Source organism: Zobellella iuensis (genome assembly GCF_016746085.1).
GTDB lineage: Bacteria > Pseudomonadota > Gammaproteobacteria > Enterobacterales > Aeromonadaceae > Oceanimonas > Oceanimonas iuensis.
The window spans coordinates 16,728-39,162 of record NZ_JAERTZ010000015.1 but is presented as its reverse complement, the minus strand read 5'-3'; the positions used below and the strand labels follow the sequence as shown (position 1 = coordinate 39,162).

Sequence of the window (22,435 nt, the reverse complement as noted above, 5' to 3'; positions counted from 1 at the left end):
GCGAAATAATGACAACTAAAGAATCGACCATCGTCTACACCTTGACCGACGAAGCCCCGGCCCTGGCCACCTACTCCTTGTTGCCCATAGTGCGCACCTTCACCAGCGCCGCCGGCATCAAGGTCACCCTCAGCGATATCTCTCTGGCCGCCCGCGTCCTGGCCGCCTTCCCCGAGTACCTGAGCGAAGAACAGCGCGTGGCCGACGGCCTGGCCGAACTGGGCGAACTGACCCAGGATCCGAATGCCAACATCATCAAGCTGCCCAACATCAGCGCCTCCGTGCCCCAGCTGCGCGCCTGCGTGGCCGAGCTGCAAGCCCAGGGCTATGGCATTCCCGATTTTCCGGAAGAGGCGAAAACCGACGAAGAAAAAGCCATCCGCGACGCCTACTCCAAGATCCTCGGCAGCGCGGTCAACCCGGTGCTGCGCCAGGGCAACTCCGACCGCCGCGCCCCGGCCGCGGTAAAAGCCTTCGCCCGCAAATACCCCCACTCCATGGGCGCCTGGAGCAAGTCCTCCCGCTCCCACGCCGACTACATGAACGGCGGCGACTTCTTCTCCAGCGAACAGTCCGTGACCATGGACAAGGCCCAGACCGTGCGCATCGAGTTCGTGAACAAGGCCGGCCAGGTCGAGCTGAAAAAAACATTGCCGCTGCAGCAGGGCGAGGTGCTGGACAGCATGTTCATGAGCAGCAAGGCGCTGCGTGACTTCTTTGAAGGCACCCTGCAGGACTGCAAGGAAAGCGGCGTAATGTGGTCCCTGCACGTCAAGGCCACCATGATGAAGGTGTCCCACCCCATCGTATTCGGCCACGCGGTCAAGGTGTTCTACCGGAACGTGTTCGAGAAATACGGTGAGCTGTTCGACGAACTGGGCGTCAACCCCAACAACGGCATGAACAGCGTGCTGGAGAAGATCAAGACCCTGCCCCAGTCCACCCAGGACGAAATCGAGCAGGCCATCCACGACTGCTACGAGCACCGCCCGGAAATGGCGATGGTGGACTCCGTCAAGGGCATCACCAACCTGCACGTGCCGAGCGACGTCATCGTCGACGCCTCCATGCCGGCGATGATCCGCAACTCCGGCCAGATGTGGGGCCGCGACGGCAAACAGAAAGACACCAAGGCGGTGATGCCCGAGAGCACCTACGCCCGCATCTACCAGGAAGTGATCAACTTCTGCAAGACCAACGGCGCCTTCGATCCGCGCACCATGGGCACGGTGCCCAACGTGGGCCTGATGGCGATGAAGGCCGAGGAATACGGCTCCCACGACAAGACCTTCGAGCTGACCGAAGACGGCACCATGCGCGTGCTGGACGAAGCCGGCCAGGTACTGATGCAGCACGACGTGGAGAAGGGCGATATCTGGCGCGCCTGCCAGACCAAGGACGCCGCCATCCGCGACTGGGTGAAGCTGGCCGTGACCCGCGCCCGCAACTCCAATACTCCGGCCGTGTTCTGGCTGGACGCCGAGCGCGCCCACGACAACGAACTGCGTAAAAAGGTGGAAGCCTACCTGCAGGAGCACGACCTGAGCGGACTGGACATCCACATCATGTCCTACAACGAAGCCATCCGCTTCTCCATGGAGCGCATGAAGCGCGGCCAGGACACCATCTCCGTCACCGGCAACGTGCTGCGCGACTACCTGACCGACCTGTTCCCCATCATGGAACTGGGCACCTCCGCCAAGATGCTGTCCATCGTGCCCATGCTGGCCGGCGGCGGCATGTACGAAACCGGTGCCGGCGGCTCCGCGCCCAAGCACGTGCAGCAGCTGATGGAAGAAAACCACCTGCGCTGGGATTCCCTGGGTGAATTCCTGGCCCTGGCGGTGTCGCTGGAAGAGCTGGGCATCAAGGAAGGCAACGAACGCGCCAAGATCCTGGCCAAAACCCTGGACAAGGCCACCGAGCTGCTGCTGGACAACGGCAAGTCCCCGTCCCGCCGCGCCGGCGAGCTGGACAACCGCGGCAGCCATTTCTACCTCGGCCTGTACTGGGCCCAGCAGCTGGCCGCCCAGACCGAGGACGCCGGCCTGGCCGCCCACTTCGCGCCCCTGGCCAAGGCCCTGGCCGAGCACGAAGCCAAGATCCTGGAAGAGCTGAACGCGGTCCAGGGCAAGTCTGCCGGGCTGCAAGGCTACTACCATGTCGACCCGGCCGCGGTGGAGAAGGTGATGCGCCCCAGCGCCACCCTCAACCAGGACCTGGCCGCCCTGAACGGCTAAGCCGGAGCAGATCCTGACAAAGCCCGCGGCACTGCCGCGGGCTTTTTTATTTCCCCCTTCCCCACCCCGCTAATCCTCGTCCATGGCGGCGAAGCGTTCGGCCAGGTGGTCGAGCAGGGCCCGTACCGAGGGCAGCAGGCAGCGGCGGGAGGGATAGACCGCATGGATGATCTCCCGCCGCGGCTGCCAGGCCGGCAACAGCCGGACCAGGGCGCCGCCGGCCAGCGGCTCGCGCACCATCATCACCGGCAGCTGCACCAGCCCCACCCCGGCCAGGGCCGCCGCGCGCAGGGCGAGCATGTCGGTGGTCACGAAGCGGGGCCGGTGCAGTATCTGGGCCTGGACCTCGTCCGGGCCGTACAGCTCCCAGCTGTACAGCTCCTGGGGCGCGCCCAGGGCCAGGCTCGGCAACCGCCCCAGCTCCGCCGGTACCCGCGGCTCGCCCCGCTCCGCCAGCAGCGCCGGGCTGGCCACCAGGCACTGGGCCCGGTCGGCCAGGGTACGCATCACCAGTTCGGAGTCTTCCAGCGGCGGCGGCCGCACCCGGATGGCCACGTCTATGGCCTCGCCCACCGGATCGACCCGCCGGTTGGTGGCGTCCAGGTGCAGGGTCACCTGGGGGTAGCGCCCCATGAAGTCGGCCAGCATCTGGCCCACATGGGCGTGCAGCAGGGCGATGGGACAGCTCAGTCGCACCACGCCCCTCGGCTCCGCCTGGGTCGAGGCCACCAGATCCCGGGCCGCTTCCGCCTCCACCAGCATGGCCTTGCAATGCCCGTAGAAACGCTGCCCCACCTCGGTCACCGAGAAGTGGCGGGTGGAGCGCTGCAGCAGCCGCGCCCCCAGCCGCTCTTCCAGCAGGGCGATACGCCGGCTCAGCTTGGACTTGGGGATCCCCAGGGCCCGCCCCGCCGGGGAGAAGCCGCCGTGATCGACCACGGCGGCGAAGTAATAAAGGTCGTTGAGATCCTGCATGGGCCTCTCGCTCCTTTTCTGCCCTATCGTTCCTTATATAGAACACTGATTCTCAAATCCACCCTCTACCGCTTTTTCGTCCCACGACTAGAATTTCCTACATCATCCATTTACGGGAGAGAAGCATGAAACGAGTCGCCGGCATCTACAGCGCGCCGCGCGCCCACTGGGTGGGCGACGGTTTCCCCGTCCGCTCGCTGTTTTCCTACCACAGCCATGGCGCCGAACTGAGCCCCTTCCTGCTGCTGGACTACGCCGGGCCGGCCCACTTTCCCGCGGCCGAGCGGCCCAGGGGGGTGGGCGAGCACCCGCACCGGGGCTTCGAGACCGTCACCATCGTCTATCAAGGCGAGGTGGCCCACCGGGACTCCACCGGCAAGGGCGGCGTCATCGGCCCCGGCGACGTGCAGTGGATGACGGCGGGGGCCGGCATACTGCACGAGGAGTTCCACTCCGAGGCCTTCACCCGCAGCGGCGGCGAGCTGGAGATGGTGCAGCTGTGGGTCAACCTGCCCGCCATGGACAAGATGACGCCCCCCGGCTATCAGGCCATCGCGAACGCCGCCATTCCCGATATCGATCTGGGCGCCGGCCGGCTGCGACTGATCGCCGGTGACTTCGCCGGCCATACCGGGCCGGCCCGTACCTTCAGCCCCATGCAGGTGTGGGATCTGCGCCTGAACCGGGACGGTTACCAGGAATTCAGCCTGCCCGCCGGCTGGACCACGGCCCTGGTGGTGCTGAAGGGCACCGTGCTGGTCAACGGCCAGAGCCTGGCCCGGGAGGCGCAACTGGTGCTGTTCGAGCCCGACGGCGAGCAGATCAGCCTGGAGGCCAACGACGAGGCGACCCTGCTGCTGCTGAGCGGCGAGCCCCTGGGCGACCCGGTGGTCGGCTACGGTCCCTTCGTGATGACCAGCGAGGCCGAGATCCGCCAGGCCATCGACGACTTCAACAGCGGCCGCTTCGGCGCCATGAACTGACCCCGGCGGCGGCAAACGCCGCCGGGCCACACAGTGCCTCAGGGCACACCACCATCGAGGAGCAAGACCATGAGCAAGCCCTACGTTCGTCTGGACAAGAAGGATGCAGCCGTACTGCTGGTCGACCACCAGGCCGGCCTGCTGTCGCTGGTACGGGACATAGAGCCGGACAAGTTCAAGAACAACGTGCTGGCCCTGGCCGACCTGGCCAAGTACTTCGAGTTGCCGACCATACTCACCACCAGCTTCGAACAGGGGCCCAACGGCCCCCTGGTGCCGGAGCTGAAGGAGGCCTTCCCCGACGCGCCCTATATCGCCCGCCCGGGGCAGATCAACGCCTGGGACAACGAGGACTTCGTCGCGGCCATCAAGGCCACCGGCAAGAAGCAGCTGATCATCGCCGGCGTGGTCACCGAGGTGTGCGTGGCCTTCCCCGCCCTGTCGGCGCTGGAGGAAGGCTTCGAGGTGTTCGTGGTCACCGACGCCTCGGGCACCTTCAACGAACTGACCCGCGATGCCGCCTGGGAGCGGATGTCCGCCGCCGGTGCCCAGCTGATGACCTGGTTCGGGGTGGCCTGCGAGCTGCACCGGGACTGGCGCAACGACATCGAGGGCCTGGGCACCCTGTTCTCCAACCATATCCCCGACTATCGCAACCTGATCACCAGCTACAATACCCTGACATCGGGTAAATAACCGGGCCCCGCTCTGGCCGGCGCCGGACTTATCCCTCCGCCAGCCGCTCCGCCAGATCCTGCGCCAGCGCCACCATGGTCATGGTCGGGTTCCAGGAGCCGCTCCTCGGCCAGAGCGCCCCGCCGGTGACATAGACGTTGTCGACCCCGACGGGCCGGTAGTCCAGCCCCACGGGGGCATCCTCGCCGCCGATCCACAGGCTGGAGCCCTCGTGCACCAGCCCCGGCACCCGCCGCTGGGCCACCGCCGGCCGCTCCGTCCGCCACACGCCCTGGTCCGGGCTGCCGTGCCAGTATTCCACCGCACCGGCGCCCTTGGGCGACAACGCCTGCTCCAGCATCTGGAAGGTGCCTTCATCCATGGTGTCCCAGGTGGCATCGTCGACCTCGTTGGCCAGCACCTGCAGGGTCACGTTGGTGGTGGGGTCTTCACCGTCGTTGCGCAACAAGTGGTTGTCCGGATTCTGGTAGTCCATCTCGCCCAGCACGGCGCACACGAACACCAGGTGATCCGGCGAGCTTTCCAGCTGGGCCATGGAGGCGGTGGCCACCACATCCGGTGCGTAGCGGGCCGCCTTCTGGGCATTGACGGCGGGGTGCCGGTCGGACAGCACCGACAGCTGCACATGGTACTGCATGCCCGCCGGGCTTTTGCCCGCCATATAGATGGCGGCCAGCTCGAGATCGTTGAGCTGCTCGGCAAAGGGGTAGTCGCGCCGGGGCACCCGGGCCACGATCGCCGAGATAAAGTGGGCGGTAAAACGCCGCCCGGCCGCCTTGACCTGGGGGAAGGAATTCAGCACCAGGGTGGTGGGCGGCAAGGTGCCCATCGCCAGGATCAATTTCGCATCCCCCACGTTCACCACCCCGCGGCTGGTTTCCAGGGCCGTGGCCCGGCCATCCTGCTGCAGGATGCGCTCAACCTTGCACTGGGTGGCGATATCCAGCGGGCTGCCCTTGGCCTTGCCGGCCAGTTGCCGCTGCCGGTCGGCCAGCTCGAGCAGCTCGCTCGGGGTGGAATACTTGGCGAAGTCGAGCCCTTCCTGGGCCCCGGCCCCCACCGCCAGCGGCGCCGCCATGCAGCGGGTGGCGGATGTTACCCGCTGCAGGTTTTCCTGCAGCCGGGTCTGCAGGGCCTGCTGCATCAGGCCATACACCGGCCGGCTGGCCGACAGCCGCGTCAGGGTCGTCGCGCTGTGCTTCGCATCGATCTGGTCGGCCGGCACCACGTTCAGCAGGGCCTCGGCCGACTCGAAGTGGCGCTGCGCCGCCCGAACCGTTTCCTCCGGCCAGCCAGCCATCTCGTCGTCGGTGGGGCGGGGGCACCAGGCGCTCCACATGATGCTGCGGCCGCCGAAGAAGGGCACCATGCCGTGCTGCCACTGGATATGGCCAGGCGGCTGGTTGATGCTGTTCGCGGACAGAGTCCAGGGAAAGGTCTCCGACAGGCCGCCCAGGGTCTGCTGGTAGGGCAGCGGCAGGTTCTGGAAATGCTCGGGCAGGAAGAAGGGCCCCCGTTCCAGGATCAGGATCCGCTTGCCGGGATCCTTGCGCAGGGTGCGTTCGGCAAAGGCCAGGGCACAGAAACCGCTGCCGATGATGATGTAGTCGTACTGCCGCTCTTCCCGGGCGAGCTTCCAGTCGGTTTCCGACAGGAAAAAGACGTGATCCATCACCTTCTGCGGGGTCGGATCCTGGGGGCCCGGGGTGGGAAAACCGTAGTTGAAGTTAGTCGATGCCGAATAACTCATAGTCTGTACTCCCTGTGCTGTTGTTGTTATGTGAACGCATTTACAGAAATGCATCATTCAGGGTAGTTGCTGCCGGTCAGAAGACCAGAATGAGGCTCAAAAAAGCTTCAACACGCCCTTTCCGGTTCCGGCGCTCGTAGTCGCCACCGTCTTCCTTTCTCCCTACGTCTGCTATGGTTACATCTCACCTTCCCAGGGCGCCTGCCGCGCCACCGGACAGGAAATCCCGACCATGCGCCAGCGTCTTGCCCCCGGCGAAGTCCTCGCCATCGCCCTGATCCTGCTGCCCCTGGCCGTTGCCCTGCCCCGGCTGTGGCTCGGTTATGGCTCCGGCTGGAGCGGCGCCCTGACCCTGCTGGGCCGGTTAAGCGGCATTCTGGGGCTGGCCATGATGCTGGTGACCGCCGCCCTCAGCGTCCGCCTGCCCGCCCTGGACGCCTGGTTCGGCGGCCTGCCCCGGTTGTGGCGGCTACACCGCCGGCTGGGCTTCGGCGCCTTTATGCTGCTCCTGCTGCACGTGCTGCTGCTCGCCTTCGCCGCCCTGCCCCAGTCCCTCGCCATGGCGGTGGCCCTGCTGTTTCCGCCCCCGGCCGACTGGCTCACCTGGGCCGGCTGGCTGGCCCTGCTCCTGCTGGTGATCTTCCTTGCGCCCACCTTCCAGTTTTTCGGGCCCATCCACTACCAGCACTGGAAGCGGCTGCACCTGCTGTCCGTCCCCGCCCTGGCGCTGGCCTTGCTCCATACCCTGCCGCCGCTGGCCAGCCCCTGGCCCTGGTGGCTGCTCGCCGCCCTGGCGGCCCTGGCCCTGCTCTGGCGCAAGGGGCTCTCGCCCTGGCTGGCGAGAAAACCCTACCGGGTTACCGAGGTCAGAGCCCTGGCGCCCGACGTGGTGGAGCTCGCCCTGCGCCCCGAGCGCCGCCCGCTCCGCCACCGGGCCGGGCAGTTCGTCTACCTCAGCCCCCTGGATAAGGGCCTTGCCGCCGGCCGGGGCGAGGAGCATCCCTATACCCTGTCCTCGGCGCCGGGGGCGCCCGAACTGACGCTGGGCATCAAGGCCCTGGGCGATGCCAGCCGGGCGCTGCAGTCCGTCGCCCTGGGCAGCCGGGTGCTGCTGGAAGGCCCCTACGGCGCCTTTTTCGAGCAGGCCGATCCCGGACGGAAACAGCTCTGGCTGGGCGGCGGCATCGGCATCACCCCCTTCGTGGCCGCCGCCCGGGCGCTGGACGCTGGCCCCGGCAAAGAGGAAGAGGTGGTGCTCTGCTACCTGGCCAACCGCCCCGAGCGTGCCTACTACCTGGAGGAGCTGGCCGGCATCGCCGCCCGGCATTCGTCCCTGCGCCTGGCACCCCACTATTTTTCCGAGCAGGGCCCGCTCGCGCTCGACTTTCTGGCGCAACAGTGCCCCGACTTCCGGGAGCGGGAGCTGCTGATCTGCGGCCCGCCGCCCATGATCCACCACCTGCTCCGGCTGCTCGCCGGGGCCGGGGTGCCACGCGCCCACATCCACACGGAGGCCTTCGACTTCTTATGAACCTCAACAAAATAGCCTACACCGCCCTGGTCGCCTTTAGCGCCGCCATCGCCACCCTGGTCATCAGCCATGGCCTGCTCGGCACCCGGGCCGACGCCACCGAACCGCCCCGCGTCGCGCCCATCAGCCGGGAAGAGCTGGCCCGCCATAACAGCCGCGACAGCTGCTGGAAGGCCATCGACGGCAAGGTGTACGACATCACCGCCTATATCCCCGACCATCCCAGCCCGGAAGCGGTGCTGCTGGCCTGGTGCGGCAAGGACGCCAGTGAAGGCTGGCACAACAAGCGGCCCGGGGTAGCCCACAGCGGCGCCGCTTCCCGGCTGCTGGCCGGCTACCTGATCGGCGAGCTGGAAGGGGGCCCCGCACCGGAGCCCGGCCTCCCGCCCGCTCCGGTCGGCCGCGCCGCCCACCCGGACGGCAAGCTGCTGCTCGAGCTGGCTCCCGGCACCTACCTGGACGGCCGCTACCGGGGCAGCTTCCTCGATCGGGGGGAAATGCAGGTGGGAATGCAGTTCGATCTGCGCGACGGCCGGCTGACCGCCCTGGAATACCGGCACCTGGCCTACGGCGGCATCGACTACCTGGCCCTGGCCGAAGACGCCCCCCTCTCTCCGGTGACCCGCCAGTACCGGCAGGTGGCCGACTACCTGACCGGCAAACCGCTGCACCATATCTTCGATCTCTACCAGCCGGAACAGGTGGTAACCGACATCGACGGCTACACCGGCGCCACCCTGCGCACCAGCAAGGTGATCTCGGCCATCCGCGACGGCCTTAACCGGGGGGTCTATCAGTGGCCCGGGGAATAAGGATGGGACTACCGTCATCTCCGCGAAGGCGGAGATCTATGACATCTTGCACTGGACGAAGTGGCCGAGACGCTCTGACGCCGACGACGATCAGCGCCGGGCCCGGCGTACATTGACCAGCATGGGGCTGCCGTTGGCCGGATCCTGGGTGATGTCGCACTCTATCCCGTACAGCTCGCGCACCAGGGCCGGGGTGAGGATATCCCGGGGATGGCCGTGGGCGATGATGCGGCCGTCGCGCATGGCCACCAGCTGATCCGCGTAGCGGCAGGCGCTGGCCAGATCGTGCACCACCATGGCCACCGTCTTGCCCCGCGATGCCAGGGCGCGGATCAGCTCGAACACCTCTATCTGGTGGCCCAGATCCAGCGCCGAGGTGGGTTCGTCCAGCAACAGCAAAGGGGTGGACTGGGCGATGGCCATGGCAATCCAGGCCCGCTGCCGCTGGCCGCCCGACAACTGGTCCAGCACCCGCTGCTCCAGCTCCTCGAGATCCGCCGCCGCCAGCGCCTCGCTCACTATATTCCGGTCTTCCTCCGACCATTGGCTGAGCCAGCCCTGGTGGGGCTGGCGGCCGAAGCGCACCAGATCCAGCACCGTCATGCCCTCGGGCGCCGAGGTGTGCTGGGGCAGCAGCGCCAGCCGGCGGGCGATCTCCCGGCTGGGCCGGCGATGGATGTCGGCCCCGTCCAGCAGTATGCTGCCGCCGCGCGGGCGCAGCACCCGGGCCAGGGCATTGAGCAGGGTCGACTTGCCGCAGCCGTTGGGCCCCACTATGGCGGTGACCTGGCCCGGCGCCAGTTGCAGCTCCAGGCCGTCGATGATCACCTGGCGGTCATGGGCCACCACCAGCTCATGGGCCGACAGCGTGGCCTGCTGTTCATGGCCGAGCAGGGATTGCAGGGGGACGGCAGCATTCATCAAGGACGACTCCTGAAGGAAGGATTCAACAACATCCACAGCAGGTAAGGACTGCCCACCACGGCGGTAACAATGCCGACCGGGATCTCCAGCGGCGCCAGCAGCAGCCGCCCGGCCAGATCCGCCAGCAGCATCATCAGGGCGCCGGCCAGGGCCGAGGCCAGCAGGGGCACGCCCCGGTGGCGGCACAGCATGCGGGCGATTTCGGGGCCGAGCAGCGACACCAGCCCCACCGGGCCGGCCACCGCCACCGCCAGGCCGGTGAGCCCCACCGACAGCGCCAGGCACTGGCCGCGCACCCGTTTGAGATTGAGGCCGAGGCCGATGGCCACCGGCTCGGACAACTGCAGCACTTGCAGTGCCCGGGCCAGCCGCAGCGCCAGCATAAAGCCCAGCAGCAGGCCGGCGCCGAGCAAGGCCGTGGCCTCGGGCGAACGGGCGTTGAGGCTGCCCACCGTCCAGGGAAAGGCGACGTTGGCCTGATCGATGGCCACCCGGCTCAGCATCAACTGGGTGACGGCGCCGGCGATGGCGCCCACCCCCAGACCGACGATGATAAAGCGATAACCCCGGGTGCCGCTGCCGCCGGCCAGGCCGAATACCAGCACGGTGGCGGTCACGGCGCCCACCAGGGACATGGCGGAAGGCGCCAGCGAAGTCACCAGCCCCACCACCGAGGCCACCGCGAAGGCGGTGGCCGCGTTGTCGATGCCGATGATGCCGGGCGTGGCCAGGCGGTTGCCCGCCAGGGTCTGCATCAGGCAGCCCGCCAGGGCGAAGGCCGCCCCCGTGGCCATGCCCGCCAGCACCCGCTGCAGGCGCAGCTCCTGCACCACCAGCCGGTGCAGGGGCGGCGCCTCGCCCCAGAGGGCGGCCCAGACTTCGGCCGGGCTCAGGGTCACGTTGCCGAGGCCGAGCGCCGCCGTGGCGGTGGCGGCCAGCAGCACCAGCAGCACCAGGTTCACCCAGAGGCCGCGGCGGGAAAGCAGCAGGCTGAACTCGCGCCCGCCTGACCGCCAGCTCAGGGGCCAGTGGTCATTGAGCAGCAGCGTCGATACCTTTGGCCTGAATTCCAGATTCATGCAGCATCCTAGGTTACAGAGAAGGCAGGCGCCGGCCGCGCACCACCGCCAGCAGCACGGGGGCGCCGATCAGCGCGGTGAGCACGCCGATGGGCAGCTCCGCCGGCGCCACCAGCAGCCGCGACAGGGTGTCGGCGGTGATGACGATGATGGGGCCGAGCGGCAGGCAGAGCCAGAGGGTACGGCGAATATCGGGTCCGGCCAGGGCCCGGGCCACGAAGGGCACCACCAGGCCCACGAACAGGATGGGCCCGGCCACGGCGGTGGCCGAGCCCACCAGCAGCGCCACTATCAACACCGCCAGCAAACGCACCCGCCCCGGCTTGTGGCCCAGCCCCTGGGCCACGCTTTCTCCCAGGGCCAGTGCCGCCAGCGGGCGCACCACCACCAGGGTGAGCGCCAGAGCCAGGGCAAGGGAAGGGAGTATTTGCCACAGGTGCTCCAGGCTGCGCCCGGCCACGCTGCCGATGACCCAGAAGCGGATTTCGTCGGCGGTGCGCTGGTCGAACAGCAACAGCAGGGACGTCAGCGCCAGCAGCAGGCTGGAGAGGGTGGCGCCCGCCAGCACCAGACGGATGGGGTCGTTGCCCACCCCGTTCAGGCGGGCCGCGCTCAGCACCAGCAGGCAGCCGGCCAGGGCGCCCGCCTGGGCCACGTGCACCGTCAGGGTGGCGGTACTGGCCCCCAGCATCAGCGCCAGGGTCACGGCAAAGCCGCTGCCGGCGCTCACCCCCAGCAGGCCGGGCTCGGCCAGGGGATTGCGGGCCAGGGTCTGCATCAGGGCGCCGGCAGAGCCCAGCGCCATGCCCACCACCAGCCCGACCAGGGTGCGCGGGCCGCGCAGTTCGGCCACCACGAAACGGGCCTCGTCCGAACCGGCCCCGAACAGCACGGCCAGGGCCTGGCCCGGGCCGATGTTACCGGCCCCCAGCAGCAGGCTGGCCAGGCACACCAGCAACAACAACAGGCCCGCCGCCAGCATCACCGACAGCAGGGGACGCCGGGCGGCAGCGACAACGGCCACGGACTCAGCGCGCCGCTTGCTCGAGCGCACGCTCGACGTCGTCGAGAATGGCGTGGGCCGCCAGCGGACCGGTGGCGCTGGTCCAGATCTGACCGTCGACCGGGAACACCCGCTGCTGTTGCACCACCTTCAGGCGAGCGAAGGCGGGCGACTGCTCGGCGGCGGCCAGGGCCTCACGACCGTCGTGGTTCAGGGTGGCCAGGAACAGCCAGTTGCCGTCGACAAGCGACAGGTTTTCCTGGCTCAGGGGCGAGCTGTGGGGCAGGCCCTCCTTGACGATGCCGCCATCCTGCATGTCGAAACCCACCGCCTTCAGCAGGCTGGAGGTGAACAACCGGGACGACATCATCATGGCTCCCTGGGGCATCCAGCGCGCGAGCGACGCCTTGCGCCCGTCGGCCGGCACCGACTGCTCGAACCGTTGCGCCAGGCCGGCGGTGCGCTGGTCCAGCTCGGCCAGCACCTTATCCAGCTCCGCCTCCCTGTTCAGGGCCCGGGCGAACAGGCGGGCTTCCTCTTTCCAGGCACCGTCCTGGAACATGTCGACATCCGCTACCACGGTCGGGGCTACCGCCGACAGCAGGCGGTACTGCTCTTCCGGCAGGGAGGAGGAAGCCAGGATCAGATCGGGCTGCAGGGCGATGACCGACTCCAGGTTGATCTCGCGGGCGGTGCTCACGATGGCAACGCCGTCGGCCTTGTCTTGCATATAGCTGGCCACGCCATCGCCGCCCCGGGTGGCCACGGCGCCCAGGGGCGCAATCCCCACCGCAAAGCTGGTGTCCAGGGCCCCTTCGTACAGGGTGACCACCCGCGCCGCCTCGCCATCGATGCTGAGCTCGCCGAAGCGGGTGTCCAGGGTGCGTGCCTCGGCCAGGGCCGGATTCGACAGCAGGGTGCCCAGCACCAGGGCGGCCGCCTTGAAAACTCGGGCAGAAGGCGCGGGAAGAATTCCTGACATAACGTATCTCCAACAAGACAGGGTGAGCAAAGATGGCCGCAGGACCGGACTCAGCAGGCGCCGAACATAAAAAGCCGGATAATGATAATGGTTTGCGTTAACAGTTCAAGGGGAAAATCTGAACAAGGGGTTCCAGATCTGGAACGGAGCGGTAGCCCTCAGGAGCCGGACTCTACCTGGCCGCCCGGCCGGCAACGCGGGCGAGCAGCGCCCTGAGCCAGCCCTCGCCGCTGACCAGCACCACCCCGGCGATCACCAACAGGGCGCCGGCCAGAAACTCCGGCTCCAGCGGCTCCCGCAGCAGCCAGGCGCCCAGCGCCACCCCGAACAGCGGCGTCATAAACGACAGCACCACCACCCGCGAGGCCAGGTAATGGCGCAGCAGCCAGAACCAGATCAGGAAGGCGGCGAAACACACCACCACCGACTGAAAGGCCAACCCGGCCAGGGCCCGGGGCGTGGCCGAGAAGTACAGCTGATCCAGCAGCAGGGCGCTGGCCAGCAACAGCACGAAGGCCACCACCAGCTGATAGAGCAGGGTCTGACTGGCCGACGCCAGCGCCAGCCGCGAGGTGCGGATCACCACCGTGGTGGCACCCCAGGCGGCGCCGGCCAGCAACGCCAGCAAATCGCCGGCCAGGCTGCCCTGCCCGCCCCCGGGCCCGAGAAAAGCCAGGGCGATGCCGCCCAGGGCCAGCAGTATGCCAGCCCACTGCGGCGCCGACAGCCGCTCCGACGCCACCAGGAAATGCAGCGCCAGGGCGGTGAACACCGGCGAGGTGTAGAGGAACACCACCGCGTGAGAGGCGGAGGTAAAGCGCAGCGCCTCCCCCAGGAACAGGTATTCCAGGGCGAACAGCACCCCCACCACCAGGCCCGGCTTCCAGTTGCCGTCGGCCAGGGCCGGCCGCTCCCTGCTCCAGAGCATATAGAGCAACACCAGCACGGCGGCGATGCCCGAACGCAGCGCGAGCTGCAGCACCGGGGAAATATCCCCGGCGGTGGCCTTGATCACCACCTGCTGCAAGCCGAGGCAGAGACAAAAGGCGATCATCAGGCCGACCGCCTGCGGGTCCAGCGGTTTACGGGTATCCATGGGGGCTCCGGGGTATAAACAATCCGACCCCTATTGTGGCACTGTCGGTTTCAATGGATATAGCTAGAATATGACATAAGATAACGGTAACCCGACAAGACCCCAAAGCAAGCGACGCGGAGTCACGGGGTTAAACTCCATCCGCAAACCATGGACCCCCGCCTTCGCGGGGGTGACAAGGAAGACTCGGGGGTGACAAGGAATACTCGCGAGTGGAACAGACTCCGTCATGCCCGCGCAGGCGGGCATCCAGGGCAGGCGACGCGGAGTCATGGGGTTAAACTCCCGCCACCACACGGTAGAGGTAACAGCCAGATGGAAAAATACGGGAACAACCAGGGCGCGGGTCCGCCGCCGGCCGAACGGCAGTTGCACCAACCGCCATTCAGCGAGCGCTTGCCCGCCCCCATCTACTTTCGCGCCGCCGCCATGCCGGCGGCGGCGAGTTACCCCCAGCACCGCCACCCCTGGGGGGAATTCGTCTATTCCTACAGCGGGGTGATGGAAGTGCGGGTGGGCCATCGCCAGTACCTGGCACCCTCCCAATACGGGCTCTGGCTGCCGCCCAAAGTGGAACACCAGGGCTTCAACCGCCAGGAAGCCTGCCACTGCTCGCTCTATGTATCGGCCGAACTGTGCCGGCGGCTGCCGGCCGTCCCCTGCGCACTCACGGTGACCCCGCTTATCGGCGCCCTGCTGGAGCAATTGCGGCAACGGCCGCCCCGCCAGCCCTATTCGGAGGAAGACAGCCGGCTGCTGCAGGTACTGGTGGACCAGTTGGCCGCCACCGACTGCGCCGGCAGCTATTTGCCCGGCTCGGACGATCCCCTGCTCGGCCGGGTGCTGGCCATGCTGGAAGCCGAGCCGGGCGACAACCGCCCGCTGGCGGAGCTGGCCCGGGCCGTGCACAGCACCGAGCGCACCCTGCTGCGCCGCAGCCAGAAAGAGCTGGGCATGTCCCTCACCGAATGGCGGCAGCGGCTGCGAGTGATCCGGGCCATGACACTGCTGGAAGAAGGCCGCAAGGTGGAGAGCATCGCCCTGGAGCTGGGCTACGCCGGTGCTTCGGCCTTTATCGCCATGTTCCGCCGGCTGATGGGCATGACTCCGGACGAATACCGCAAGAGCCTCAGAACCGGGGGCTAAGGCAGCGGGCCACGCCCACTCGGTGTTGAAAAATAACCCAAGGCTGGCGATATGGCCGGTTTTTGATACTCTTCTTAACCCCAGGTTAAATCCAGAACAACAAGGAGCTGACGCCCCAGAGGCGCAGACATAACAATGAAGAGAGCACTTATTTCCACGGCGGTGGCGGCCGCCGTGGCAGCCAGCCTTTACACCGCAAGCCAGTATTATATCGGTACCCAAATCAGCGCCCAGGTGGACGCATGGCGGCAGCAGGCCGCCGCCCACAAAGAACTCTGGGTGACCCGGCTGAACTATGAACAGGGCCTGGGCGGCGGCACCCTGCACTACGACATCAGCTATCGCCCCCTGCCCGGCAACCCCCTGCACGAACTGCTGGCCGAATGGCAGCCCACGCCCGAACTGAGCCTGCAGGGCAGCCTGCCGATTGAGCACGGCCCCTGGCTGGGCGCCGAGGGCCCGGGGCTGGCCCGGCTGGAATACCAACTGCCCCTGCCCGACGCGGCTCGCCCCTGGCTGCCCGACTACCCGGGCCAGGCCGCCATGCTGACCCTGACCGGCGTACAGCAGTGGGATGGCAACAGCAGCCTCCGGCTGCAGCTCATCGATTACCGCGGCCATCTGGCCCAGCCCGGCGCCGGCGGCCAACTGGATCTGGCCCTGGCCGACAGCCACCTCAACGCCCACTGGCAGCCGCGGCAACAGCGGCTGCAACTGCAGGGCCAGATAGGCGAGTTCGCCCTCGGCCTGCCGGCCAGCGCCGAGCGCTTCAGCCTGCAGCAACTGAGCCTGAGCATGGATGCCACCGCGGCGGGCCGATACCTCTGGCTGGGCGACAGCACCCTGGCCCTGCAACAGCTCAGGTTCAGCAGCCAGGAAGCGCGCTTCGGCCTGCAGGATGCCCTGTTCCGCACCCATACCACGCAAGAGCAGCAGCACCTGAACAGCCACACCGAGATCGCCCTGGGCGGCCTCAGCCTGCCCGCCCAGCAACTGGGCCCGAGCCGGCTGCGCTTTACCCTGAACCGGCTGGAAACGGCCCCCTACCAGGCCCTGCTGCAGCGCCTGGAACAGTTCGATCCCAACCAGGATCCGGACGCCGAATGGCAGCATATCCAGCCCCTGCTGGAACGCCTGCTGGCCTACCAGCCGGAGTTGGGCATAGATGAATTCAGCCTGTCGCTGGCGGCCCCCTACGACACCACCGCCAACGCCACCCTGCGCTACACCGGCACGGGCAAGCTGGATCCGGAGCAACTGCCCCGGCAGTTGCAGTTTTCCGCCCGGGCCCAGGCCAGCGACGCCGCCTTTCAGCAGTTCCTGAGCTTTATGATTGCCGAAGAATCCCCGGGCCTTTCCGCCCAGGAACAGCACCAGCTACTGGCGGCCAGCACGACGCAGATGAAGGCGCTGCTGCTGCAAACCCCCTTCGTGGTGCAGCAGGCCGAGCAACTGCAGGCGGAGATAGTGCTGGAAAACGGCGAGGTCAGCGCCCACGGCCAGCCGGTCATGACTGCCGACCAGTTGCTGGAAGCCTCCGGCCTGGGCAACGGCTAGGGCACCGTTCGGCCTGCTGCAACTCCTGTCGGCGCCCGTTTAGGTGGCGCCGATTCGTTTATTTTACTAAACATCTTAACGACAGCGACAACAAGGAGCCGTTATGTCCAAAAGCCTCGAGGATGTGATCGTCATGGGCCGCCACGCCGTGCCGGCCGAGACCATTACCCCCAACCCGGACACCCTGCTCGCCGGCCACCCGGTGCAGAGCCTGGCCAACCACTACAGCAGTGCCGACGACCGTTTTCACGTGGGTACCTGGAGCAGCGAGCCGGGCCGCTGGCGCGTGAACTACACCGAACACGAATACTGCAAACTGCTCAGGGGCCTGGTGATACTGCACGACCAGGCCGGCAGCAGCCTGACGCTCACCCCCGGCGACGACTTCATCATCCCCGCCGGCTTCCGGGGCGAGTGGGAAACGGTGGAAGCCTGCGAAAAAATCTACGTGATCTACCAGCCCTGATGGCCAGGGTGGCGCGACCGAACAAGCAGGAATCGGCGTAACGATAACATTCGGTTGGCGGAAGAAAGGCGGGGGTGGCCCCCCGCCGGGGGTCAGAAGATACTGGCCGGCGGCCAGTTGGGATTATCGGTTTCGTCCTCTCCCACGTCCGAGTCGAGATGGGCCGCAATCGCCGCCGGCACATCGGTTTTCTCCAGCGTCACCTCAACCACGTAGTTCTGCGCCGGGTTGGCCCGGATCTCCGCCATCACCGAGGCCAGCTGATCCAGGCTGCCGACCTTGTGTCCCTTGCCGCCGAACACCTCGGGCAGCTTGCTGTAGTCCCAGGCGGGCAGCTCATTGTAGGGATAGACCTTGTTTTGCAGCGGATCCGGATAGTCCTGCCGGCCGTCGCCCTGACGGAACGGGTTCGGGTTCACCAGCTTCTGCTCTATGCCGTAGATACCGTTGGCCAGCACGAACACCACGGTATTCTGGCCATAGGCATGGTGATCCGACACCGCCTGGCAGGTTTCGTGAAAGGCGCCGTCGCCCACCACCACCACGGCCCTTTTGTCCGGACAGGCACATTTCACCCCGGTGGCGGCGGCCACCGAATAGCCGATGGCCAGCCAGGCCGCCTGGGCGACGAAGCCACTCTGGGCGGCGATGGGTACGCTTTGTGCGCCGATCAGCGGAAAACCGGCATCCACCACCAGCACGTCGTCTTCGGTCAGCCAGCCGCCCAGGGCGTCGAAAAAGCTGTCGTAGCCCAGTTGCACCGGGCCCGCCTGCATGCTCGCCTGTACCCTCCGGCTCAGCCGCAAGCCGCTGAGGTGACGGCTGGCGGCCCGTTGCTCCAGGGCCTGGATCAGCCGCTCCATGTAGGCGCCCAGCAGCACGCTCGGATAATACTCGGCGCCGACGAAGAGGCTGTTCTGGCAGGCCAGCAGCGTTCGGTCACCGCGGATATTCTGGTTCCCGGTATCCTTGCCGATGGTATTGGCGCCCACCCCGAGCAGGACGCCGTCGCTGCCGACCAGGCTATTGATCTGCTCCATGGTCAGGGTATAGCAGCCCTCGAAATAGGGGTGCCGCTCCGACAGCACCGACTTGCTCCAGGCGCTGGTCACGAAATGGATGGGGTGCCCCGGGGTGGCCAGGGTCCGGTTGAGGACCTCCATCAGCCGGGCGAAGCTGTCCTGCAGGCCGTAACGCTGCAGCTCTATCCCCGCCCAGACGATGGCCTTGTCGGCCTTGACCAGTTTGTCCAGGGTCGCCGCCACGGCGGCGTCGACCTCGCTGACCGTGATGATGTCTTCCCGCCCGGAGCCCAGCCGGCCGACCGGTGCCCGGCAGGGCGCGCGCCAGACATCCTCGCAGATTTCCAGGTAGCCGGGGCGGTGCTCCGTCAGCATGGCGGTCAGTACCGAGTCTATCTGGTAGATGGCCTGCCGGGCATTGGTGATCCGCTCCGCCGCCACCGTGATGGGGCGGAACATGTTGATGTCGACAAACTCGTAGCCCGTGGTATGGGAATAGAGCAGCCCCGTGTTCTTTTCCGTGCTGTCCTCCTTGTTGGTCGGCGCACCGTTGATCAGCAGCACCGGCACCTGCTCCACGAACGAGCCGGCAAGGGTGTTGAGAATGCTGAAGGCGCCCACGCTGTAGGTGACATAGGCGGCGGCGAACCCCGTCAGCCGGCCATAGGCATCGGCGGCATAGCCGGCGCACAACTCGTTGGCATTGCCCGAAATGCGTATCGGCGAATTATCGTCGGCCAGAATGGTATCCAGCAGGGGGGCGGTGTAATTGCCCGCCACCCCGAACATCTGCTTCAGCCCCAACTGCTCCAGCCTGAGCTTGAGGTAGCGGGCGACCGTTATATCCTGTTCCATTCCCGCCTCCTATTGCTTGACCATGGTGTTGATGGTGACGTGGGGCCAGGTGATCAGGTTATTCGGATCCGCCTGGCCAAACTTGAGGTGGAAGACGAGATCGATGATCTGGGTGTACTGCAGCTGATCGAATTCCTGCCCCGTTTTGGTGTTGCGGACCTTCTCGAGCCAGAACACCGCCTGCATCCGGGTGGCGTTGGCATGCTGGACGATAAAGGGGATATTGTTGATGCCGCCGGCCTGGGCCGAGTCCAGCACCAGGGTCTTTGTTTCCAGGATCTCGAAGCCCTCGCCGGCCTGGATTTCCAGATCATGGCGCAGGGTCGCGTTCGGGTTGCCGACATTGATGCCCGGCTGCGGCGCCAGGTAAGGGTCGAGATAACCGAGCGGCGCGCCCTGGCCGATATCCGGGGGCAGGCTGGAGATATCCGGGATCGCCGGTGCCCCCTGGTCGACGAAGGGCGGCTTGCCGAGCAGCATGATGGAATCGCCGTGGGGAATGGTGCCGCTGCGCGCAACGTTGAATTCGGGCGGCGGCTGGGTCTGGCTGCTGTTGTCGACGAGCTCGGACAAGTTCATGAACATACCATTTTCAACATGCAGGGCTTCGCCCGTGTCCTTGTTGAACACCCGCTGCCGGTATTCCGCCGCCGCGATGAACTGGTCGACGCTGCCGCCCCGGTTGCGGGCGGGCGCCCCCGCATTGCGCACCTCCAGGGTCTCGGCATAGGGGAGGACCAGCAGCCTGAAGGCCCCCTGGCTTTGCGGGGTGGAACCTTTGGACGGCAGCGCTATGATGTTCCAGCCCTTGTTGCCGAACCAGCTGCCTTCGAGGTCGTTGAAAAACTGCGTGGTGAGCTGGGACGGCGTCAGGCTGGCGACCGGCGCCTGCGCCAGCAGCTGCTGGCCCAGATCCTGACTCAGCAGCCGGCTGGAGGCGCCGCCGAGGCGCTGAAACTCGTTGGTATCGAATGGTTTCATGGTGACCCCCTTATTGCTGATCGAAATAGCTGAGGGTGACCGCCCCCACCAGATTTTCGGCACCGGCCGGCCGCTCGCTGCGTTCACGGGCCTGGCCGCGGCCCGGCTCGAAGCCGGGATCGATATATTCCCTGATCAGGGCCGTGGCCCGTTGCTGGTACGCCTCCCGCACGGCGCAGGATGGCGACTGGCCGTGTTGTTCTTCAAACACCTGGCTGACGGGGGCCAGGCCGAAGGCCTTTTCCAGCACCAGGTTGGCCGAACGCAGCGCGCCTTCCACCCAGCCCTGGTAGTCCGAAAAGGCTTCGCCGCAGGTATAGATGTTTTCGATGGGCTCGCAGAGGAAGGCCATCACCTCCCGATCGTCGGCCCCCACCGCCCACTGGTGCACGCCAAAGCCGAACGCCTGGCTCGCGTTCACGTTGAAACGGGTGGTGCCGCTCCAGATCCGGGCGCTGGTCAGGATGGGCGTGGGCACATAGTGGGTGTTGAAGAGCTTGCCGAACAGGCGGGTGGCCTGCTCCACCACCGCCTGCGAGGCGGCATACAGGGTTTGCGGCCGGCGCTCGGTGAATTCCCGCTGCAGCGGCGAGTCGAACAGGGCCCCGTTGCCCTGCAGCGTTTGCCAGTAGTTGATGTTCAGGTAGTCGCAGTAAATGGTGAGCGCCGCCGGCCGCTGGTAGCGCGACTGGGTGATTTTTTCGAGTTTCTCGGCCACCTCGGGCGACGGCTGTTCACCCTGCTGTTGCAGCCAGTCGCTGTATTCCAGCGCGGCGAAGCTGGCCTGATCGATGGCGTAAAAGGGGTACACCGAGCCCAGCGGGGTGTCCGAGAAGTTGGGGCCGAACGCCACCTCGGGCTGGCCGCTCATCTTGTTGCCCCACCAGGCCTTGTCGTAGTAGAGGTTGATCTTGAGCAAGGGCTGGTTGCTGCTCGTCTGCAGGGTGTTCCACAGCTTTTCCGACTGTTCCGGCGGCAGTTCGTTAAGCAGGTTGGAGCCCACGAAGAGTTTTTCCAGGGCGAGCCGGGGCAGGCCCAGAATGACCTTGTTGGCCGTCATCTCGCCGAACCTGACCTGGTTGAACTCGTCGGTGGTCTGGTACTTGAGCAGGTAGCCCTGCCCCGACGCCGGCCTGCCGATGCTCAGCAGCTGGGTTTTGAGGTAGATGCGCTCCTTGCCGACTCGCGCCACCAGGGCATTGGGCAGGGTGCTGAAGCCGTTCGCCAGGGTTCTGAACTGGGGATCCGCCGGAAACTCTTCCAGCAGCTGGTAGGCGACGCCGGCGTTCATCTCGGAGAGAAAGGTGCCGTTGAAGCCGGCCGCCCGGTAGAGCATGGTGATGCATTCGTTGGAATAGCCCATGTCGCTGAACAGGTTCCACAGGGTCCAGTCCTTCATCTTGATGCCCTTCCACTGGCAATCCAGGCGGAACTGCTGCCAGAACTCGGGGCCCCGCTGTTCGGGCCTGGCGCTGAACTCCGGGTTGGCCTCCAGGATGCGGTTGAACACCGTATTGATGATGGCGCCGGGGCTGGTTCCCTGCTCGGCCGGCTCCAGGTTATACAGCTGCGACCAAATGGCAAAATCGTCCTCGGCCGACTCCGCGTTGTTGAAGCTGTGGCCGCGGAACAGCAGCCGGTTATTGCCGCCGCTGTTCATGGGAAAGGGGACAATCTGGTCATCGATATTCAGCATCATGAACAGGCTCATCAGATTGTCCATTTGATCGAAGGTAAAGCGCATTCCCCCTTCTTCTTCCTTCACCTCGGCGTCGCCAATTTTCACCACGTCGGAATCCAGCCGCCCTCCCGTGCGGTTGGCGCTGTCGATAATAAAAACATCGGCCTGGGGATCGGCGTCCAGAATACGCCAGGTGGTATAGAGGCCGGCCATGCCAGCGCCGACGACCAGCGTATCGGCATGGGTGGGCATGGGATTGCCGTGCAGAAGATCACGTAGGGTAAAGTGTGTCATAAGATAGCTCCCGGCTTTTTTATTGGATGAATTGGACGGATAGAGCCTGGCCTGCAAAAACGCGGGCCAAACCCGTTCGTCCGGAATATTCCGAAAAAACTCACCATGGTTGGATTACGGCTTACTTCCGGCGACTTGACGGAAACGAATTAAAATACAGCCTGCAACACCGTTTTGACGGCAGCGTGAACACAGCAAACTGTATTTTATCAGGGGGAAATACAGGCAATTCGAAGAACGATAAGACGGCCTCTCCCTGTACATGACATATTTGTATAGGAAGGATTTTTGAATAGCGCAAATGGCCGCTTATATTAAAAAGTTATATTAAGCGAAGACACCTGGTTCGACCAGCGGCGGAC

General features: G+C 66.2%; 18 protein-coding genes. 8 read left to right on the top strand and 10 right to left on the bottom strand.

Translation table 11 applies throughout. The annotated features are described in order from the left end of the window. The first annotated feature begins 8 nt into the window (after positions 1-8). Positions 9-2,240 carry an NADP-dependent isocitrate dehydrogenase gene (locus JKV55_RS06445; RefSeq protein ID WP_202083387.1) on the top strand — a complete coding sequence of 744 codons (2,232 nt, stop codon included), beginning with the start codon at positions 9-11 and terminating at the stop codon, positions 2,238-2,240. 69 nt (positions 2,241-2,309) lie between these two features. Here JKV55_RS06445 and JKV55_RS06440 read toward each other — a convergent pair whose 3' ends face one another. Then, a complete protein-coding gene (locus tag JKV55_RS06440; protein WP_202083385.1) occupies positions 2,310-3,215 on the bottom strand; it encodes a LysR family transcriptional regulator in 906 nt (301 codons plus the stop codon). A 125-nt stretch (positions 3,216-3,340) separates the two neighbouring features. Between JKV55_RS06440 and JKV55_RS06435 the strand changes: the two genes are divergently transcribed. Next, on the top strand, positions 3,341-4,198 hold the full coding sequence (locus JKV55_RS06435; protein ID WP_202083383.1) for a pirin family protein: 858 nt from the start codon (positions 3,341-3,343) through the stop codon (positions 4,196-4,198). A gap of 69 nt (positions 4,199-4,267) precedes the next feature. Continuing rightward, positions 4,268-4,894, top strand: a complete 627-nt coding sequence (gene ycaC, locus JKV55_RS06430) for an isochorismate family cysteine hydrolase YcaC (RefSeq protein ID WP_202083382.1) — start codon at positions 4,268-4,270, stop codon at positions 4,892-4,894. A 28-nt stretch (positions 4,895-4,922) separates the two neighbouring features. On the opposite strand, the gene JKV55_RS06425 is transcribed toward ycaC, so the two are convergent. After that, positions 4,923-6,644, bottom strand: a complete 1,722-nt coding sequence (locus tag JKV55_RS06425) for a GMC oxidoreductase (RefSeq protein WP_202083380.1) — start codon at positions 6,642-6,644, stop codon at positions 4,923-4,925. Between the two features lie 232 nt (positions 6,645-6,876). On the opposite strand from JKV55_RS06425, the gene JKV55_RS06420 reads away from it, so the two are divergent. Together JKV55_RS06420 and JKV55_RS06415 are read left to right on the top strand one after the other, a co-directional pair. After that, the gene (locus tag JKV55_RS06420) at positions 6,877-8,175 is read left to right on the top strand and encodes a ferredoxin reductase family protein (RefSeq protein ID WP_202083378.1); all 1,299 of its coding nucleotides are present in this window, start codon (positions 6,877-6,879) and stop codon (positions 8,173-8,175) included. After that, complete coding sequence (locus JKV55_RS06415; RefSeq protein ID WP_202083376.1) at positions 8,172-8,987, top strand: cytochrome b5 domain-containing protein; 816 nt, start codon at positions 8,172-8,174, stop codon at positions 8,985-8,987. The genes JKV55_RS06420 and JKV55_RS06415 overlap by 4 nt, the downstream gene beginning before the upstream one ends. Before the next feature lie 90 nt (positions 8,988-9,077). Here JKV55_RS06415 and JKV55_RS06410 read toward each other — a convergent pair whose 3' ends face one another. From JKV55_RS06410 to JKV55_RS06390, 5 genes are all read right to left on the bottom strand, one after another. Beyond that, entirely contained in the window at positions 9,078-9,908 is an 831-nt protein-coding gene (locus JKV55_RS06410) for an ABC transporter ATP-binding protein (protein ID WP_202083374.1), read from the bottom strand. Then, positions 9,908-10,990, bottom strand: a complete 1,083-nt coding sequence (locus tag JKV55_RS06405) for a FecCD family ABC transporter permease (RefSeq protein WP_202083373.1) — start codon at positions 10,988-10,990, stop codon at positions 9,908-9,910. The genes JKV55_RS06410 and JKV55_RS06405 overlap by 1 nt, the downstream gene beginning before the upstream one ends. Positions 10,991-11,003: 13 nt before the next feature. Beyond that, entirely contained in the window at positions 11,004-12,014 is a 1,011-nt protein-coding gene (locus tag JKV55_RS06400) for a FecCD family ABC transporter permease (protein WP_369409625.1), read from the bottom strand. 4 nt (positions 12,015-12,018) lie between these two features. Continuing rightward, positions 12,019-12,975: an ABC transporter substrate-binding protein gene (locus tag JKV55_RS06395; RefSeq protein WP_202083371.1), complete on the bottom strand. Its 957-nt coding sequence runs from the start codon at positions 12,973-12,975 to the stop codon at positions 12,019-12,021. A 172-nt stretch (positions 12,976-13,147) separates the two neighbouring features. Next, positions 13,148-14,071 (bottom strand): DMT family transporter, encoded by a 924-nt coding sequence (locus JKV55_RS06390; protein WP_202083369.1) that lies wholly within the window; start codon positions 14,069-14,071, stop codon positions 13,148-13,150. Positions 14,072-14,386: 315 nt separating this feature from the next. On the opposite strand from JKV55_RS06390, the gene JKV55_RS06385 reads away from it, so the two are divergent. The 3 genes from JKV55_RS06385 (at position 14,387) to JKV55_RS06375 (ending at position 17,240) form a co-directional block, all read left to right on the top strand. Next, positions 14,387-15,217, top strand: coding sequence for an AraC family transcriptional regulator (locus tag JKV55_RS06385; protein ID WP_202083367.1), 831 nt, complete (start codon positions 14,387-14,389; stop codon positions 15,215-15,217). Between the two features lie 135 nt (positions 15,218-15,352). Then, positions 15,353-16,774, top strand: coding sequence for a YdgA family protein (locus JKV55_RS06380; protein ID WP_202083365.1), 1,422 nt, complete (start codon positions 15,353-15,355; stop codon positions 16,772-16,774). Between the two features lie 103 nt (positions 16,775-16,877). Continuing rightward, the gene (locus JKV55_RS06375) at positions 16,878-17,240 is read left to right on the top strand and encodes a cupin domain-containing protein (RefSeq protein ID WP_202083363.1); all 363 of its coding nucleotides are present in this window, start codon (positions 16,878-16,880) and stop codon (positions 17,238-17,240) included. 92 nt (positions 17,241-17,332) lie between these two features. On the opposite strand, the gene JKV55_RS06370 is transcribed toward JKV55_RS06375, so the two are convergent. Genes JKV55_RS06370 through JKV55_RS06360 form a run of 3 tightly spaced genes read right to left on the bottom strand, consistent with a single transcriptional unit; the run spans position 17,333 to position 22,073 of the window. Next, entirely contained in the window at positions 17,333-19,117 is a 1,785-nt protein-coding gene (locus tag JKV55_RS06370) for an alpha-keto acid decarboxylase family protein (protein ID WP_202083361.1), read from the bottom strand. Positions 19,118-19,126: 9 nt separating this feature from the next. Beyond that, positions 19,127-20,098, bottom strand: a complete 972-nt coding sequence (locus JKV55_RS06365; RefSeq protein WP_202083360.1) for a heme-binding protein — start codon at positions 20,096-20,098, stop codon at positions 19,127-19,129. Between the two features lie 10 nt (positions 20,099-20,108). Then, complete coding sequence (locus JKV55_RS06360; RefSeq protein WP_202083358.1) at positions 20,109-22,073, bottom strand: FAD-dependent oxidoreductase; 1,965 nt, start codon at positions 22,071-22,073, stop codon at positions 20,109-20,111. Positions 22,074-22,435 lie beyond the last annotated feature (362 nt).

What these genes read in the sequence shown, in the direction of transcription:
- JKV55_RS06445 (WP_202083387.1), top strand. Translation starts at nt 9, where the DNA reads ATGACAACTAAAGAATCGACCATCGTCTACACCTTGACCGACGAAGCC.
- JKV55_RS06440 (WP_202083385.1), bottom strand. Translation starts at nt 3,215, where the DNA reads ATGCAGGATCTCAACGACCTTTATTACTTCGCCGCCGTGGTCGATCAC.
- JKV55_RS06435 (WP_202083383.1), top strand. Translation starts at nt 3,341, where the DNA reads ATGAAACGAGTCGCCGGCATCTACAGCGCGCCGCGCGCCCACTGGGTG.
- ycaC (WP_202083382.1), top strand. Translation starts at nt 4,268, where the DNA reads ATGAGCAAGCCCTACGTTCGTCTGGACAAGAAGGATGCAGCCGTACTG.
- JKV55_RS06425 (WP_202083380.1), bottom strand. Translation starts at nt 6,644, where the DNA reads ATGAGTTATTCGGCATCGACTAACTTCAACTACGGTTTTCCCACCCCG.
- JKV55_RS06420 (WP_202083378.1), top strand. Translation starts at nt 6,877, where the DNA reads ATGCGCCAGCGTCTTGCCCCCGGCGAAGTCCTCGCCATCGCCCTGATC.
- JKV55_RS06415 (WP_202083376.1), top strand. Translation starts at nt 8,172, where the DNA reads ATGAACCTCAACAAAATAGCCTACACCGCCCTGGTCGCCTTTAGCGCC.
- JKV55_RS06410 (WP_202083374.1), bottom strand. Translation starts at nt 9,908, where the DNA reads ATGAATGCTGCCGTCCCCCTGCAATCCCTGCTCGGCCATGAACAGCAG.
- JKV55_RS06405 (WP_202083373.1), bottom strand. Translation starts at nt 10,990, where the DNA reads ATGAATCTGGAATTCAGGCCAAAGGTATCGACGCTGCTGCTCAATGAC.
- JKV55_RS06395 (WP_202083371.1), bottom strand. Translation starts at nt 12,975, where the DNA reads ATGTCAGGAATTCTTCCCGCGCCTTCTGCCCGAGTTTTCAAGGCGGCC.
- JKV55_RS06390 (WP_202083369.1), bottom strand. Translation starts at nt 14,071, where the DNA reads ATGGATACCCGTAAACCGCTGGACCCGCAGGCGGTCGGCCTGATGATC.
- JKV55_RS06385 (WP_202083367.1), top strand. Translation starts at nt 14,387, where the DNA reads ATGGAAAAATACGGGAACAACCAGGGCGCGGGTCCGCCGCCGGCCGAA.
- JKV55_RS06380 (WP_202083365.1), top strand. Translation starts at nt 15,353, where the DNA reads ATGAAGAGAGCACTTATTTCCACGGCGGTGGCGGCCGCCGTGGCAGCC.
- JKV55_RS06375 (WP_202083363.1), top strand. Translation starts at nt 16,878, where the DNA reads ATGTCCAAAAGCCTCGAGGATGTGATCGTCATGGGCCGCCACGCCGTG.
- JKV55_RS06370 (WP_202083361.1), bottom strand. Translation starts at nt 19,117, where the DNA reads ATGGAACAGGATATAACGGTCGCCCGCTACCTCAAGCTCAGGCTGGAG.
- JKV55_RS06365 (WP_202083360.1), bottom strand. Translation starts at nt 20,098, where the DNA reads ATGAAACCATTCGATACCAACGAGTTTCAGCGCCTCGGCGGCGCCTCC.
- JKV55_RS06360 (WP_202083358.1), bottom strand. Translation starts at nt 22,073, where the DNA reads ATGACACACTTTACCCTACGTGATCTTCTGCACGGCAATCCCATGCCC.